General features: G+C 39.1%; 12 protein-coding genes. 6 read left to right on the top strand and 6 right to left on the bottom strand.

Annotated elements, in window-relative coordinates:
• Window positions 1–33: 33 nt before the first annotated feature.
• Window positions 34–1305, top strand: coding sequence for an adenylosuccinate synthase (locus ACPDHL_RS08530; RefSeq protein WP_430532352.1), 1272 nt, complete (start codon window positions 34–36; stop codon window positions 1303–1305).
• A gap of 105 nt (window positions 1306–1410) precedes the next feature.
• On the opposite strand, the gene ACPDHL_RS08525 is transcribed toward ACPDHL_RS08530, so the two are convergent.
• Entirely contained in the window at window positions 1411–2721 is a 1311-nt protein-coding gene (locus ACPDHL_RS08525; protein ID WP_430532351.1) for a T6SS phospholipase effector Tle1-like catalytic domain-containing protein, read from the bottom strand.
• 833 nt (window positions 2722–3554) lie between these two features.
• Between ACPDHL_RS08525 and ACPDHL_RS08520 the strand changes: the two genes are divergently transcribed.
• The 5 genes from ACPDHL_RS08520 (at window position 3555) to ACPDHL_RS08500 (ending at window position 10671) form a co-directional block, all read left to right on the top strand.
• A complete protein-coding gene (locus ACPDHL_RS08520) occupies window positions 3555–5204 on the top strand; it encodes an OstA-like protein (protein ID WP_430532350.1) in 1650 nt (549 codons plus the stop codon).
• A 2-nt stretch (window positions 5205–5206) separates the two neighbouring features.
• Window positions 5207–6400 (top strand): aspartate aminotransferase family protein, encoded by a 1194-nt coding sequence (locus ACPDHL_RS08515; protein ID WP_430532349.1) that lies wholly within the window; start codon window positions 5207–5209, stop codon window positions 6398–6400.
• 31 nt (window positions 6401–6431) lie between these two features.
• On the top strand, window positions 6432–7829 hold the full coding sequence (locus ACPDHL_RS08510) for a tetratricopeptide repeat protein (protein ID WP_430532348.1): 1398 nt from the start codon (window positions 6432–6434) through the stop codon (window positions 7827–7829).
• Between the two features lie 53 nt (window positions 7830–7882).
• The gene (locus ACPDHL_RS08505) at window positions 7883–8638 is read left to right on the top strand and encodes a shikimate dehydrogenase family protein (RefSeq protein ID WP_430532347.1); all 756 of its coding nucleotides are present in this window, start codon (window positions 7883–7885) and stop codon (window positions 8636–8638) included.
• A 137-nt stretch (window positions 8639–8775) separates the two neighbouring features.
• Window positions 8776–10671, top strand: coding sequence for a DUF349 domain-containing protein (locus tag ACPDHL_RS08500; protein ID WP_430532346.1), 1896 nt, complete (start codon window positions 8776–8778; stop codon window positions 10669–10671).
• A 132-nt stretch (window positions 10672–10803) separates the two neighbouring features.
• Here ACPDHL_RS08500 and ACPDHL_RS08495 read toward each other — a convergent pair whose 3' ends face one another.
• The 5 genes from ACPDHL_RS08495 to ACPDHL_RS08475 all read right to left on the bottom strand — a co-directional run bounded on the left by ACPDHL_RS08495 (window position 10804) and on the right by ACPDHL_RS08475 (window position 17531).
• Complete coding sequence (locus tag ACPDHL_RS08495) at window positions 10804–12009, bottom strand: hypothetical protein (protein ID WP_430532345.1); 1206 nt, start codon at window positions 12007–12009, stop codon at window positions 10804–10806.
• A 212-nt stretch (window positions 12010–12221) separates the two neighbouring features.
• Window positions 12222–13247 (bottom strand): YncE family protein, encoded by a 1026-nt coding sequence (locus tag ACPDHL_RS08490; protein WP_430532344.1) that lies wholly within the window; start codon window positions 13245–13247, stop codon window positions 12222–12224.
• A 2-nt stretch (window positions 13248–13249) separates the two neighbouring features.
• Window positions 13250–14446: an alpha/beta hydrolase gene (locus ACPDHL_RS08485; RefSeq protein WP_430532343.1), complete on the bottom strand. Its 1197-nt coding sequence runs from the start codon at window positions 14444–14446 to the stop codon at window positions 13250–13252.
• A gap of 4 nt (window positions 14447–14450) precedes the next feature.
• Window positions 14451–15731 (bottom strand): hypothetical protein, encoded by a 1281-nt coding sequence (locus ACPDHL_RS08480; RefSeq protein ID WP_430532342.1) that lies wholly within the window; start codon window positions 15729–15731, stop codon window positions 14451–14453.
• A gap of 12 nt (window positions 15732–15743) precedes the next feature.
• Window positions 15744–17531 carry a TonB-dependent receptor domain-containing protein gene (locus ACPDHL_RS08475; RefSeq protein WP_430532341.1) on the bottom strand — a complete coding sequence of 596 codons (1788 nt, stop codon included), beginning with the start codon at window positions 17529–17531 and terminating at the stop codon, window positions 15744–15746.
• Window positions 17532–17580: the final 49 nt, after the last annotated feature.

Genomic DNA, 17580 nt, shown 5'->3' with positions numbered 1-17580 from the left:
CAACTAATTTAAAACTTTAACAACACAAAAAGAATGGCAGTAGATTTACTACTTGGTTTGCAATGGGGTGATGAAGGTAAAGGAAAAATCGTAGATGTCCTTACTTCAAAATACGATATTATTGCACGCTTTCAAGGAGGCCCAAATGCGGGACATACCTTAGAATTTGATGGAATTAAACACGTTTTACGTACAATCCCTTCTGGTATTTTCCATAAAGACGCAATCAACATTATCGGAAACGGCGTTGTAATTGACCCTGTTGTTTTCATGAAAGAAATCGAAGGTTTAGCACAATTCAAAATTGATTTTGTAAACCGCTTATTGATTTCTAGAAAAGCACATTTAATCCTACCTACTCACCGCCTACTTGACGCTGCTTCTGAGGCTGCAAAAGGAAAAGCAAAAATCGGTTCTACACTAAAGGGAATTGGTCCAACGTATATGGACAAAACAGGTAGAAACGGACTTCGTGTTGGGGATATTGAATTAGAAGATTTTGAACAAAGATATCGCGCATTAGCAGACAAACATGAATCCATGATTCAATTCCACGATGTGGACATGCAATATAACTTAGCTGAAATGGAAGAAGAATTCTTCCAAGCAGTAAAAGAATTAAAGCAATTAAAATTCATTGATAGTGAAGCATACTTAAACCGTGCTCTAAAAGACGGTAAAACAATTCTAGCAGAAGGAGCACAAGGTTCTTTGTTAGATATTGACTTTGGAACGTATCCTTTTGTAACTTCATCCAATACTACAGCAGCGGGTGCTTGTACAGGTTTAGGTATTGCACCTAACCGTGTAAAAGAGGTGTTTGGTATTTTCAAAGCCTACACTACACGTGTTGGTAGCGGACCTTTCCCTACAGAATTACACGATGAAATTGGTGCAACTATGGCAAGTGTAGGTAGAGAATTCGGATCAGTTACAGGACGTGCTAGACGATGTGGATGGTTGGATTTAGTTGCCTTAAAATACGCTGTTGAAGTAAATGGTGTAACAGAGCTTTACATGATGAAAGCAGACGTATTATCTGGTTTTGACACCTTAAAAGTGTGTACAAAATACAGCTACAAAGGAGAAACAATCAATTACCTACCATATAATATCGAACCTGAAAATGTGGAACCAATCTACGAAGAAATCAAAGGTTGGAAAGCAGACTTAACAGGGATGACTGCCTATGATCAACTACCTATTGAACTGAAAGACTATATTCAATTCATTGAAAACTACCTTGAAGTTCCGGTAAAAGTTGTTTCTGTAGGTCCAGACCGAACACAGACAATTGTAAAATAAATAGAGCGAAAACCACTTCTTATCGAAGTGGTTTTCTTTTTTGTTTAGCTTGCTACCTAATGAACAAAATAAAACTTGAGGTTTACGCTTCTTTTATTGCGCTATTTACCCATAAATAATCTGACGATGCCATTCCTTAGTATTGGGTTTATTCACTTCAACTAAAGCCATTTCTCCCCCATACCCCAGCACATCCAAATTGAAGGATTCAAAATTTTCAGTGGGATGCTGCGCTTTTATTCGTTCAATTTCCTCTTTTAAGCCTTCTACATCAAAGGTATTTAATCTCTCATTGACACTTTGCGCATTATCAATTTTACCGTAATTCGATGAAATATGCGTCGTATAGGCGAGCTTTGCATAGTCATAATTAGGTCCTTTATCTGGAGAACCCAGCTGAATATAGTGCAGTAAATCACTTTTTAATTTCGCTAAATCCGCAGTAAACGCCTTCGGTGTAAAGTCAAAAATTGTAAAATTTGCAGACGTATTAGAATACGAAGCCATGACTTCAAAATACACAGCCGTCATATCAATGCTTACATTAGCGCGTCTAGTCAGCAGCTTCGCTTTCGAATTAACGCCTTCTATAGCAACATTACTCCCCAGCAATTCCTTCCAAATTGCCGCTTGAACATTGTTTTCGAAGTGGTCTTTCACATTTGTTTGTATGGTCTGCCAATCAGCCAAGAGGGACTCGTTACTTGCTGTAGAGGCATTTAAATAGAGGTTTTCAGGACTAATCGTATACCCACCACCAACATCTGCATGAGCACCAGGAACGAAAATTTCTTTTATTTTAAATCCTTCTCTTCTGTTTTGGATCGTTACCAATTCACTCGTCTTATTCTCGACAAAAATACTAGTCAAAGGAAAATAATATCTCGCTTCATGGATGGCAGTCAAATGAAGAATTTGATCTACTTTGCTCATTTCTTCACTTGTAAAATGAATGTTTGGTTTTTGAAAAAACAAGGACACTACAGTGTCGTAAATACCGAGGAATTTGACACGAACATTTGAAAAAACGAGCGCTTTTTTGGCAAAGTCACGCGCTAAGGTTGCTCCTCTACTAAATCCGTAAATGACCAACTCCACATCGTCATCAGGATATTTTGCGCGATACGCATCAAGAAAACTCGTCGCTTTTGTTAATTTGTTCTGATACGAATACCCTGTAGCACTAAAGGGATTTTCTCCCGTAGCTTTTGCCCAATCCGAATCATCCTTATTATTTTGTGTTCCTATTCCTTCGATGTAAATTCGGTCTGGTATAACACAGGCGTCTAGTAATTTGCTAATATTGGTTACATTGCCAAACTTAGTCGGATTTGTAAGCGAATTGATTTGATTATTTCCTGTTCCATCAAAAAACACAGCAAGCATTCGCGTCACTTTTGTTTGTTCGTTTTTCATAATAAGTAAAATTTAGGTTACTCTTACTACACCATGGTCCACACCAATTCGAACAACGTCCCTCTCCCTCGCTCCCAAAGCGCAGAAAAATCAAGACTTCCTGTGTTCAAAAACAGTAGACCCAGTGCTGTACAAGTACTGCATTTGAATTCCACCACTGCGCTAGCTAACCAGTAAACCAAAAGTATGAAGGTACGCGAACAACACTAGCTGCAGTCTAAGAGGATCACTTGCACCTTTCTGATTTCCTGACTCAACTAACTCCGTAGCAAGTGGATTTCTTTCGTTAAAAAAATAAATGATTTAGTCTTTCCTAAGGGAGTAAGATAGACCCCTTAGGCTCTTTGAGGGTAAGCCTCAATATGCATTTTTGCATTCAGTCTTTACTAAGTTCAAAAAAAGTAAATGGATCTCTCACGTGAAAAAGGACAGTCTTCTTTCGAATTTAGCGAATTAAGTTTCACTCCTAACTCTTTGTTACAGAAGGTAGTTACAAATTTCATACCACATTTTTGGCTTCAGCTGGTAAAAATCGAAAGCATGCCAGGTTGACCGCCAGGTCCTCCGCGCCCTGTTCCCTTTATTTCCCTTGTATTTGAAGGGGTTACTATAGATTTTTTAAGGATTAGCTGTTGGTTTGCTATGCGTTTGCTATTAGTTTCGTTCGGTAAAACAGACTTGAACTCTTATAACCCCCTTGTTTTACCGAAGAAAACCCAAAGAAAAGTAGTTCGATCAACCTCCACGACCTTTCGGTTTACTCTTTCCATAATTTATTCTAAAGGCAAATATAACTTCGTATATTTTGTGTAAATTTGAAAAAAAATATAGACTTGAGAACATTCTATTTCTTTATCCTATTTACGCTACTGAGCTTTTCTAGCTATAGTCAAGATAAAAACAAGATTATCATTCATCATGCAGATTTGTCGGATCGAAACCAAGCAGAGTTGCCAGATGCGACATTGTTAAGGGGAAATATTACGGCAGAACACAATGGCATTATATTGAATTGTAATACGGCCTATTACTTTGAGAAAGAGAACTACATCAAACTGTTGGGTGATGTGCGCATGAATCAAGGCGACACCTTGTTTTTAGACAGTAAATATGCCGAATACAATGCCATCAATGGATTTGCTTATGCAGAAGGAGATGTTGTTGTACGTTCTCCGGATTCTACTTTAGAAACGGATACGCTTCGTTTCAATCGCAACGAAAATTTAATCTACTACAATACGCCTGGAACAATTGTCAACAAAGGAAATACCCTAAAAAGTCAATCGGGAAAATACTTTTTATCGGAGAAAAAATTTCAATTTTTCACGGCAGTTACCATCACCACAACGCAAGGTACAATTGTAAAATCCAATCACTTGGACTTTTATGAAGTTCCGGAGCATGCTTATGTATTTGGTCCTTCAACAATTACGAATGAAGAGGATTACATCTATACGGAGAACGGTTATTACGACGTCAAGCACGACTTGGGCAAGATGGTCAAGAACTCGTATATCTGGTATGATCAGCGGAAAATAGAAGGTGATTCTATCTATTACAATAAGCTCAATGAGTTTGCTTCGGCTACCAATCACGTCCGCATTACGGATACCATCAACAAATCGAAGATTACTGGCCATTATGCTGAGCTCTATAAATTACAGGACTCCATGTTTGTTACCCAAAAAGCGTTGGTCAGTATGCTGACTGAAGAAGGCGATTCGGTTTGGTTTAGTGCCAAGCGCATCGTTTTGACGGGACCTGAAAAAGATCGGATTATCCGTGGTTATCACGATGCGCGTATTTTTCGCGATAGCATGAGTGGTAAAGCCGATTCTATCCATTGGAGTGAGAAACTGGGGTTAACTCAGCTGATTCGACGTCCTGTGCTTTGGAATGGCGATAGCCAAGTAACGGGAGAAGTCATGCATTTATTGAGCAACCTTGAGACCAAACAAATGGATTCGATCAAGGTCTTAAACAATGCCTTTATCATTGAAAAAGACACCTTAGGTGCAGGCTACAATCAGGTCAAGGGAGTTAACCTCTACGGCAAGTTTGTAGCGAATAAGCTCAGCGAATTAGACCTCGTTAAAAATGCGGAGATGATTTACTACGCCTACAATGAGAAGAATGAATTTATTGGCATTGACAAGGGAATTTGCAGCCATATTAACGTGGGCTTTAGCGAGAATGAAATTAGCAGTGTGACGCTATTTGTCTCGCCAGAAAGTCAGCTGTATCCCGATCATATGCTACCCGAAAATGCGCGATTCCTCAAGGATTTCATTTGGCGCGGGGATGAAAAGATAAATTCGTTAGCCGATATTTTCAGTGAGGAAGAAATCCAAGACGAAGAAGATAAAAAAGAAGAGCGATTACAAAAACAACAGGAGGCCAATGAGCCGATAGAGATTCAAAAAGAAACATTAGCGCCTCCAACAGAACCCAAAAACAAACTAGAGAAAAAAGACGCTAAATAGAAATGAAAGAAGATTTTTTAAAATACCAAGCACAGACTTCACCTCATCCGTTGGCTATGGAAATTTCCCATGCGAAAGGATCTTATATATACGACAAAAACGGAAAAGCTTACTTAGACTTTGTAGCAGGTGTTTCTGCTTGTACCTTAGGGCATCAAAACCAAAAGGTTAACGATGCGATTAAAGCACAGCTAGACAAATACTCACACGTGATGGTCTATGGGGAATACATTCAGGATCCTGCTGTAGAATTCTGTCGCCTATTGGCGGAAAATATTCCGGCGCCCCTCAATAAAACCTACCTGGTGAATTCGGGAACTGAAGCAACAGAAGGAGCGCTAAAACTAGCGAAACGCGTAACGGGAAGAAGCCAATTAATCTCTTGTTTCAACGCCTATCACGGCAATACGATGGGATCCATGAGTGTCATGGGCTTTGAAGATCGCAAGCGCGCCTTCCGTCCTTTGTTACCTGATGTGGATTTCATTCACTTCAACAGTGTGGAGGATTTAGAAAAAATCACAACACGTACAGCGGGAATCATCTTGGAAACGATTCAAGGAGGAGCGGGATTTGTTGAGCCCTTTGACGGTTTCTTAACCAAAGTGAGAAAGCGCTGTGATGAAGTTGGTGCTTTGATGATTGTCGATGAGATTCAACCTGGATTTGGCCGTACAGGAAAACTATTTGGTTTCCAAAACTACGACGTTGTACCTGATGTGATTGTAATGGGTAAAGGAATGGGCGGTGGAATGCCTGTAGGTGCTTTTACTGCAAGTGATGAACACATGAATCTCTTGTATGACAATCCGAAATTTGGCCATATCACCACTTTCGGTGGTCACCCAGTCATTGCAGCAGCGAGTTTAGCAACCCTAAAAGAGCTCGTAGAGACGGATATTATGGCACAAACCTTGGAGAAAGAGCAACTATTCAGACAGTTACTCGTTCATCCTTTGATTACTGAAATTAGAGGACGTGGACTGATGATCGCTCCTATGACACCTAGCAGTGATATTACCAATCGCGCTATCGTAAAATGTCAAGAAAAAGGACTAATTTTGTTCTGGCTTCTATTTGAAGGAAAAGCAATACGCATCACTCCTCCGTTAACCATTAGCGAAACGGAAATAAAAGAAGGATGTGCCATCCTACTAGAAGCTTTAGATGAAGTTCAAAAAGAGTTAGGTTTATAACTTTTTTTAATTAACGCACTAAAAGAAAACAATGGATTTCAATAAAAACGAAGAAGAAGAAAACAATTTATCCCTTGCTCGTTTTGAGTCAATGCTCAAGACGAATAAGATTTTGTTTTTCGATTCGGAAGAGTTTGAAAATATCATCCTGCATTACCTGGATTCAGGTAAAATAAACTTGGCCAAAAAAGCACTAAAATTAGCGTTGGACCAACACCCTACTTCAATTGGATTAAAATTGGTTGAAGTGGAGATATTAATTTTTCAAAATAAACTAGAAGCGGCAGATCGCCTGCTCGATGAAATAGAAAATGTAGAACCTCACAATGACGAAATCTACATACACAGAGCGAGTATCTACTCCAAAAAAGGAAACCATCTAGAAGCCATTAAAGCTTTAGAAAAAGCCTTAACCATTACCGAAGATTTAGCTGATATCTATTCCCTACTGGGCATGGAGTATCTCTTTATTGATGAAGTCGAAAAAGCAAAACAAAGCTTTATTCTGTGTTTGGACAACGATGACGAAGATCAATCGACCTTATACAACATCATTTATTGCTTTGATTTTTTAAATGAAATAGAAGAAGCGATTAGTTATTTGGATTCCTTCATCAATAAGAATCCCTATAGCGAAATTGCTTGGCATCAGCTCGGTAGACAATACTATGCCTTAAAAAATTACGAAAAAGCAGTCTGGGCCTTCAACTATGCGACCCTAATTGACGAGCATTTTTTGGGTGCGTATTTAGAAAAGGGAAAATCACTAGAGAAGTTACAGCAATACCAAGAGGCTATCGACAACTATATGATTACGTTAGAGTTAGACGCTCCGTCTTCCTATGTTTTACTGCGCATTGGAATTTGCTATGAAGCCTTGAACAATTTTCCTTTGGCCATTCAGTATTACAAGAAAACCGTACACGAAGATCCGATGCTCGACAAGGGTTGGATTGCCTTAACGGATATCTACATCAAAGAAAATCAATTTGACAAAGCACTTGTAACCTTGCAGAAGGCCATTCAAATCGATGAATTAAACGAGCGTTATTGGGTGCGCTATGCCGTGCTCAACCGCAATTTACTTCAATTCAAAGAAGCGGAATTAGGCTATAGAAAAGCAACGGAGCTAGGCGAATACATTTTGGATTATTGGATCGATTGGGCGGATATTTTATACCTCTTAGAAGAATACGATAGCGCCATTGATAAATTGACTCAAATTGAGCGTACTCATCCACATGCAGCAGAAATATACTATCGATTAGCTGTTTTTCACCTCGCAAATAACAAGAGCGAAGAAGCACTCCTGTGGTTAGAGAAAGGATGGACTACGGATGCAGAAAAGGTTTCAATTATAGCAAACTTATTTCACACCCAATGGGAAAATCCGATCCTACAGCAAGCCATAAAAAATTTCACCAAATAAAAGAATAGCTATTCACGTGCCTGAATAGCTGTTTCATTTTAATACTTTGTGTTATGATTAAGAAACAATATGGATTAATTGGTAAAGACATCACTTATTCTTTCTCGCAAAATTATTTTACGGAGAAGTTCAAACAATTAGGGCTTACCGACAGCGCCTATGTCAACTTCGATATGGCTAAAATTAGCGAGTTTGGCGATCTTTTAGAACGACAAGACAACCTTAGAGGGTTAAACGTAACCATTCCGTATAAACAGGCTATTATCCCCTATTTGGACAGTCTTTCCAAAAAGGCAAGACAAATTGGGGCGGTAAACACCATCCGCATTACGAAGAAAAACAAACTAAAAGGCTATAATACGGATTGGTATGGGTTTTATCATTCACTCAAGCCCTTGCTGAGAAAGCAGCACACACAAGCGTTGATTTTAGGTACGGGGGGTTCGAGTAAGGCGGTTGAATTTGCCTTGCTCAAATTGGGCATTGCCTATAAATTCGTTAGTCGCACCAAGCAAGACAATGAATTTACGTATGAAGACCTCAACCAAGAGATCATCACGCGTTATCCGTTAATCATTAATACAACTCCTTTGGGGACTTTTCCTCAAGTAGATGATAAGCCTGCTATTCCTTACGAATACCTGACGGAGCAACACTTAGTCTATGATTTGATCTACAACCCGGAGAAAACCACTTTCTTGCGTTTAGCGGAAGAACGTCAGGCCACAATAAAAAACGGACATGACATGTTGATCTTACAAGCAGAAAAAGCGTATAAAATATGGTCTAAGCGGTTTCAACAAGATTAATTCTTTAAAATCAAGTTTATTTATTACGTATTAATCCCATTATTTCCTTTTACTTTAGATATTTTTTACTAAATTTGAGAATATAAGAAATATCCTAATCGAGGATTATTGTTGTTAATTATAAGATTTTTATACCTATGTTAGAACACAAGAATGAAAACCTGCACGAGCTAGCAGATGGACAAAATCCGGAATCAACTACCCCTAATTCTGCACACCTTGCTGAACGAGAGAAAGCTCTAGATTCCATCACTGCATCAAATGCTGAGGAAGGCGAAGACAACGATGTACATGAGAAAAATGACATCACAATCCTAGATTATGAAAAGCTGGATATGGAACAACTCACTACAGAGTTGGAGAAGCTTATTCACGCGTATAAAATCACGAATATCAAAGATATTGTCGAAGATATTAAAAAAGAATTCTATCGACAGTTTACTGATTTTATAGACGAGAAAAAAGAGGCTTTCTTAGAAGAAAATCCCGATGCAACAGCCAGTGATTTTGACTATAACTTTCCATTAAAAGCAACTTTTGACGCCTTATACCAAGACTTCAAGTCGAAGAAAAATGCGTATTACAAAGAATTGCAAAATAATTTAACGGTAAACTTAAACAAGCGCATTGCGATTATTGATCGCATTAAAGACCTTGTTGACACCAGTGAAAACAAAACAGATGCCCTAAAACTATTAGGTGATCTTCGCGATGAATGGAAAAATGCAGGGCCTATTCCCAAAGATAAATACAATCACGTTTGGAATAACTATCACTTCCATATCGAGCGTTTTTACGATCAATTGCATTTAGATCGAGAGTCTCGAGATTTAGATTTCAAATACAATCTGGATCAAAAGCAAAAAATAATTGTAAGAGCCGAAGAATTACTTCAAGAAGATGATGTAATCAAAGCCTTTAGAGAGCTTCAAACCTTACACCGTATTTGGAGAGAAGAAATTGGCCCCGTAGATCGCGAAATCAGAGAGGAAATCTGGGAAAAATTTAGCGACCTAACCAAGCAATTACACGATAAACGCGAATTATTATTTGAAAATTTAAGAGAAGGAGAAAAAGAAAACCTCGGACTAAAAGTTCAAGTGATCAGTCAAATCGATATCTTATCCAGACAGGATATTACCTCTCATACCCAATGGCAAAAAGAAATTAAAAAAGTAGAAGAATTGCGCAATCACTTCTTCTCTATTGGTAAAGTCCCTCAAGAAAATAATGAAGAAGTCTGGAACTTGTTCAAACTAGCAACGAGAAACTTCAATACGAGTAAGAATAAATTCTACAAAGACCTCAAAAAAGTTCAACAAAAGAACTATAGCGAAAAGCTAGCCTTAATCGAGAAAGCCTTAAAGTATAAAGACAGTGAGGACTACGATAAGGTGACGCCAATCATGAAGCAAATTCAAGAGGATTGGAAGAAAATTGGACATGTACCAAGAAAGTATTCTGATCAATTGTGGAAGGATTTTAAAGATGCGTGTAACTTCTATTTCGACCGCTTACATACAGTTCGCAACAACGAAAATCAGGAAGGAAACGAAAACTACAACAAGAAGAAAGATTTCTTAGAAGAGCTTAAAACTTTTGAATTAGTGGGCGACCACAAAACAGATTTAGAGGCCATCAAAGAAAAAATAAATACATGGAAAAACATTGGAAATGTTCCGCATAACAAGCGTTTCATTGAAGGTAAATTCAACAAAGTACTGGATATTTTATTTGATAAACTAAGCTTGAGTAAAAGAGAAGCCGAATCAATGAAATTTTCAAATCGCTTGGATGATTTACTAGAATCCAATGACAAACGAAAATTACAACAAGAAGCTATCTTTATTCAACGCAAAATTGAAGAGCTTCACAGTAATATCTTACAGCTAGAAAATAACCTAGCCTATGTGTCTAATGCCACCAAAGACAATCCTCTTGTAAAAGAAGTGTACAAAAACATTGATAAATACAGAGATGAATTGAAAATTTGGGGAGACAAACTACAACAGATTAGAAATCTTGATGCATAACAAAAAAAAGCTGGTTTTCAACCAGCTTTTTTTTATGGTTATGGGAGAGTGGAAATGGGAAATGGGTGTATGAACTACTCCCATTTCCCTTCTCCATTTTCCATTTTCCCATCTCCACTCTCCATTCACCACTTACCACTTACCATGCACTCCTTTCCAAACCCCGATCAATCCCAAGGGCAAAAACAGAGAAAACCAAAACAGCAGGATTGCATTAGCCCCACTATCGAGGATTAAAGTGCTAAAAAACTGTTGGATTCCTTGGAGTCCCAATAAAGCTTCTGTAGAAATAAAGCCAATCAACAAACTGATACAGCCTGCTTTGGTCCAAAAATTCAAGGCTAATTTTCCCTCTTGTAGTAAGAGTGCAATTCCTAAAGCGGTGAAAATACCCAACATATTCAAGTGGATGAAGCCGACGATCCAGCTTCTCAATCCAAGCAAGGAGGTTGCGACACTTTCGATTAGCGTTAGGATCTGAATTCCCATTCGCATAACTAAACAAACGCCAACAAAAAGTAAGAGTCCTCTAACTAAGGGGATCGTTACTATTTGTTTTTCCCTGCGTTTACGGTATAAAGGCCACATAAAATATCCCATAGCTCCCGTTTGTAGCAGTACTCCTACTCCATTGATATAGTAGAACATAGGCGCTTCAATATACCAGCTTACTGCTAAAGCATAGGTCAATACGACCGACGTAATCCACAACCCATAAAAGCGATAAAACAGCTGCTGATCCATGGCTTGTGGAAATACTTTCGCAAACAAAAGTGCGAGAAAAGCAGTAAAAAACCAGCCATCAAATTGAAAGTGCAGAAAGAATTGAATACACAGTTGAAAAAAGATAGCTGCTTTGCCCATCATTCCAATGGCTGGACCTAAGAACCAGACCCCTAAGGTAGAAAAGAACATAAAAAACAGGGCTGTTTTCACCAAAAGAGCCAGCTGTTTATTAGCCATGGTATTAAACTTCCAAAGGCGATAAACAAAGGCATAGGAACACAAAATATGTAGGGTGGAAAAGAATATCGAAGGCGCCGCATACCCTTGAAAGGGAAACGTCAGGGCCATACCGACAACCGCAACCTGTGTCAACCAAAACAACCGCTGGTAAAAACGAGTTTCTGTGGGGGTATTTGGTGCAAAATGCGCAACGAACAACACATATACCAACAGGTACAACCAACCCAATAAAGCAATATGAGAATGGGCGTGTAAAACGTATAAAAAAGTTAACCCCTCAAGGGGAAAAACAAAAGTGCTACGCAATAAAACCCCAAACAATGCAGCAATTAAAAAATTGAAAAAGAGAATCTTGTAGTAGATGGGTTTCATGATTGACGCAATAAAAATAGGCTATACTAAGGTAAGAATCTTCTGTTGGACGTGAAAATTTAACCTCAACTTTCTCCACCAAAAATATCATCTCTTGATCGTTATTCCCCTTTATCTGGACTCATTTTTTTGTCTTTCTCTTCAATAGATACATAAAAAAAGAGGTTGTTTGCACAACCTCCTTCTTCCAATTTAAAATCTTACGTATCAACTTACAATTGGATTTTACTTACAATATCTCCATTGGTATCTACTTGAGGTTCTTTCCCCTCTTCTTTCGGCATACGTTTGGTTTTATTCGTTACATAGGCTATTCCTGTTTTTGGATGTACTGCCACGGTATTCGGGTGTGATCCCGTTTCTAATTCCGCTACTACAGCATAGGTTTTCCCATCTACAATAGCCGTTTTTCCGCTTTCTCTGTTGGCTAATACAATTTTATTTGCCGTTGGTGCATACTTCACCCCTAACGATCCGCCTTTAAATTTTACCACTTGTAAAAGCTCACCAGAATCTGCATCAAGTACCGTTAATCCCGTTGATGAATTGGTTACGAATAATCGTCTTCCAGCCTCATCAATTGCCACGTTAATTGGGCTTTCACCTCCTGAAGCAAACTTTTTCACTACTTTTTTACTTTTAGGGTCAATGATAATCACTTCATTGGTTCCCATATTGGTTGCGTAAAGCTTGTTTGTTTTCGTATCAAAAGCAAGTCCTGCTGTGTAAATCCCTGTATTTTCGATATACCCTTCTAACTCATCTTTGGCTCCATTAATAACCCAAACTTTCCCCTCTTCTTGTGTATCAGAAGCGTAAATCGTATTGGTCTTTTCGTCAATGGCGATTTCTCTATTGTGGCCACTCTCATTTGTTCCTGCGATCACTTTTACTGCACCCGATTTCAGGTCTACCACCGTAATTGCATTGGTAATCGTATTGGTTCCGTACAATTTTTGGGTTTTCTCATTGACAGCAATGCCAAACACAGGATTTCCCTGTACGTTGAATTCTTTTTCTACCGCTAGTGTCGTTCCATTTAATTTATAGATGATCCCTTCTTTGTTTTTAAAATCAACCACAGAGGCAACATATACTCCATTGTCGACACTATTATAAGCTAATTCATACAGTCCTTTTCCAACTTTTGTACTTTTGTCAATCGTTTGTGCAACTGCTGTAGTAGAAAGTGCTAGTAAGCAAGCACCTGCTAAGGTAATTTGTTTTGTGTATTTCATAATTATTTGGTATTAAATTGATTCCTATCTAATTCGATCATCCAGGCAAAGGCTTGTTGCCAATACCAGGCCCCGTGTTTGCCCATGGGATCTATTTTTAATTGGTAAGGCAAGGATACTTGCCCTTGTGCGTATTGAACAAAAGCTTGCACATCTTCATCCATATGCACGACTTGATTGGCTCCTATTTTACGGTTTTCCCTTCCGCCTGCATAGAAGAAATACATTTGTTCTTGAATCTGTTGCTGCTGTTGGGGAGTAAAATCCGCCATATACGCTTGCAGCTGCTGGTTGTCCTGCCATAGCGAAGGTGAGAAAACGCCAACTTTCCCAAAAACTTCGGGATAGGTTAGTCCGCCATATAACGAGATTAACCCACCCAGCGACCCTCCTGCGATTCCCGTGTGCTCTTTTTGTTTCAAGGTGCGGTAATTCGCATCAACATAAGGCTTTAGCGTATGAACCAGAAAGGACAAATACGCTTGGCCTTCTGCTTGGGGCGTTTGACTAGTTGGAAAAAAAGCATATTCTTTTTCTCTTCTATTCTTTTCATATTCGTGATCGATTCCCACCACGATATAATGATCACCTAAGCGTTCTATTGTTTCGTCGATTCCCCATTCAACAGGTCCCAATCGCCCTTCCGAAATAGCTTCATCAAAGAGATCTTGTCCATCGTGCATATACCAAACAGGGTATTGCTGTTTGGAACTTGCATAGGCTTTAGGCAGATAAATGCGTATCGTTCGCGTTCGTTGGAGTTCGGGCATGATAAAGTTTTCCAGTACAACTAAATCATCAGGAGCTGTAGAAGCTGGATATTGATCTCGCCAAGCTTTAATGGTGGTATTGAGGATCAAATCGCGATCGACTAGGTGATCGTGTAGATTTAGTAATCGCCCTGTAGTGGAACATTCCAGTGTTTGCCAGGATCCTCTAGTCACTTTATACTCTAATATTCCTGCTGGAATATCATGGAGAACAATACTGTAAGCTCCATGACTTCCGGGGTTGGGTTGCAGGGTATACGCTTGATCTTTTGGGTTCCACCCATTGAAGTTACCCGTAATATAAATCGCTTCGCTTGTGTGGGCTGCAGCTTCAACGGTGAGGTTGATTTGCACTGAATAGCCCCTTTGAGCTTGTACTTTCATGGTTATCAATCCTATTAGTATTATTCCTAATACTTTTATCTTCATCTTTTTACTTTCTATTCACTTTAAATAATCCTTGAGGTTTGCCTCCTTTTCCGATCGCAATCGCTGGTTTGGCGGTTGAAAAATCGCTAGACAATTCATAGAATCCAAGCTGAGCCTCGCTTACCACACGGATAAAGCGCTTATTGTCTATTTTGGAAACCCCCAAAGCAGCAGCTGGTGTTTCAACCAAGGTTACCCCTTCAATTTGGATTGGTGTTACACTTTTGGTTTTGATATCAATGCTTACATATTTCCAAATCGGCGTTAGATTAATGGTTTGTGGATCCGTCAAAGCAATCTCATTTACTAAGGTGATAATCTTGCCTTTCTCCACAAAAATCGTCGAGAATTTACCTGAAGCTACTTGGTTAAATAGGGTGTTAAAATCCAATTCCCACGAAGCATCTACTTCATTAGAGCCATTTTTAATACGCGCAATTTTAGATTGATCCCCTAACCCACCAGTTTTGACTCCTTGTGTGATAAAGTACAAATCTTTATTCTCATCGAAATAATACAGCGGATTTTCATCTACAAAAGCAATATTACCTGTATTTTTTACCGTAGTATGCGCCAACCACTGACCGGATTTCAAATCGATAACCGCGAGGTGAACGTCTTTGGATACCCCATCAAACATCCCTCCTTGTGCCTCTTGATTTTTTCCAAAGGTCACATCCGCATATAATTTATCTCCATTTACGGCGAGTAAATGCTGTCCAATCGCTCTAAAGTTTACACCAGTCAATTGGTACTCATTTTCGAGCTGGTGGATTTGTGTGGCATAATCACCTAATTTTCCTTTTTTCACCATAGATATCGGGTCAAAAAGCTGAATTTCAGTCGGGTTTGCTCCTTCAAAATAGTATCCTGTCAGATGATCATTGGAAAGCACAAAATTACCTGAACCTGCAATTTTCGGTTCTACTGCAATAGATTTCGTGGTATAAAACCCTTTATCATCAAAGACAAATTGCCCTAAACTACGTCCGTTATTATCGTCAAACATGCGGTACACACGATCACCATACTGACGGTATCCGCCCATTCCACCAGATGCGGTTGTATTTCCCGTCGCATTGTCAATGGTACCAGATGGCAACGTCGGATATCCTTTTAAGAATCCATTTTTAATTGGTCCTTTTCCCTCCGATAAGGTCATCACAAAATACATAGCCGATGTTTCCTCTGGTCCTTCTGGATCAATGGGTGTTGTACTATCATCGGAAGAACATCCTGTAAAGATAAAAGGCAAAATAAAAGCCAAGGATAGTATTCGTTTCATTATTTTCATAGATTAATTAAGTTTATAGTTGAACTTGAGATAGCAGCTTCGACCTGCTTTTTGGATTTTATAATAGTCGTATAAATCTTGATTCAGTAGATTTCGCACTTCGATTCCCATGGACCATCCCTGTACGGGCCACTCATAAACCATACCTAGGGTTAGGGAGGTTTGATCAGGCACGATGTTTTTCACCTCGCCTTTGCTACTGCCAAATAGACCTAAGAAACCACCGGGTTCCATAGATTTATCGATGGGTTGGATGTAAAATTCTCGTACAAAATTGAGGTTTGCATAGAAAGTCATCCCATCCTGTGGTGTGAAAATGGCTTTGTATTTACTCTCAGCCCCTACATTGGCAAAGAAATACGGAATATTAGGCACGCGATTTCCCTTTAGCCATTGATCGGCCAATTGATCAAAACGACCATAGCGGATGCTCTGCCAAGTAAAATTGCTGTAAAACTTTGTTTGATTGGTTAGCTTGAATGTAAAATCCCCTTCAAATCCATAGCCTTTGGCTCGTTCCTTATTGACAAATAGCGATAAGGGAGGATTTCCAGCAGCGAGGACAATAATATCTTTCGTTTGACGATAAAACGCATGTAGGCTGTATTCAAATCGCCCCATGTGCTGATCAATACCCAAATTAAAATTTAAACTTTGTTCGGGCTTCAGGTCAAAATTCGACGCAATAAAGAAATTGTCACCGAAGAGTTCACTATACCCTGGTAAGCGACGAGCATCTTCAACAGAAAAGCGCAAACTCGTCGTTTCTTTCCATTGGTATTTTGTTGCAATCGCCCATCCCCAAGCGTTATTTGAAGTACGATGTAAATCAGCAGTTCTCAAATCTACTTGATAGGCGGTATTCAAACCCTCACTCGAATAGTTGTAATTTTTTACCAAGAAATTGGTTTCAAAACGGTTTTGAAACCACTGACTCGTGATCCCCATGGCTAGGGTGTTTTTTTTGTAATAGGCAGGAAGCTCAATCATGGGTTGTTGCGTCGTTTCAATCTGTTTCCCATAGACATCCGTTCCAATACGCTTGGTGTAATTATAGCTGTTGTTGAGCCACAGTTGATGGGATTTATTCCACTGCCATCCTAAGAGTGTTCGACTTGTAAAAAACGTCATATCAATAGCGGCATAGCTGGGATGGTCTCCCTCACCTCTATACCCTCTTGGCGTAAATTCGCCTAACCAATTGTATCGTCCTTGTAAAGTATCAATCACGCGATTTTTAACTACATTGTACGCAAAAAACTGATCCACAGTGAGTCGATCGTTAATCCATTTCTTTTTATAGCGCAAGGTAGGAATCAAGCTGTGCTGTCTATCCTCTATTCCTCCATACGGTGTTAGCATGGTTGTTGGACTGTGTTGCACTTGTTTGTCTAAAGCGTAATAACTCAAATCAAACTGAAGTAAATCTGCTGCTTTTACATTCGTTAGCCCCACATACATAGTGGTATAATAGTGTCGGTATCGGTTGTGAAAGAGACGCACTTTGGCCGTAGTAGTCGCTAACTCGGGATCTGGCGTACGGATTTTATAGTCATTGTCTGCGTAGTTAGAGAAAAACTCTCCCCCAATAAACACGTGATCATTGAGGTTGTAATGTCCGCGTAAAGCAGTGCGAACGGTATTAAAAGAACCATATTCAACAGAAGCGCGCAATGCATTGGATTGGTTGACATTCGAAACTAAGTTAATTGCACCGCCTAAAGCATCACTGGCAAGGTAAACGGGAATTACGCCTTTGTATACTGTACGTCCCTGACATAGGTTGACCATAAAAATTCAATTTTCCTATGAAAGTCAACGTTCAACAAATTAAAAAAAA

It is taken from the genome of Myroides sp. C15-4 (assembly GCF_050522745.1).
GTDB lineage: Bacteria > Bacteroidota > Bacteroidia > Flavobacteriales > Flavobacteriaceae > Flavobacterium.
The sequence above is the reverse complement of the archived record's forward strand: the minus strand, read 5'-3'. Positions and strand labels throughout refer to the sequence as shown.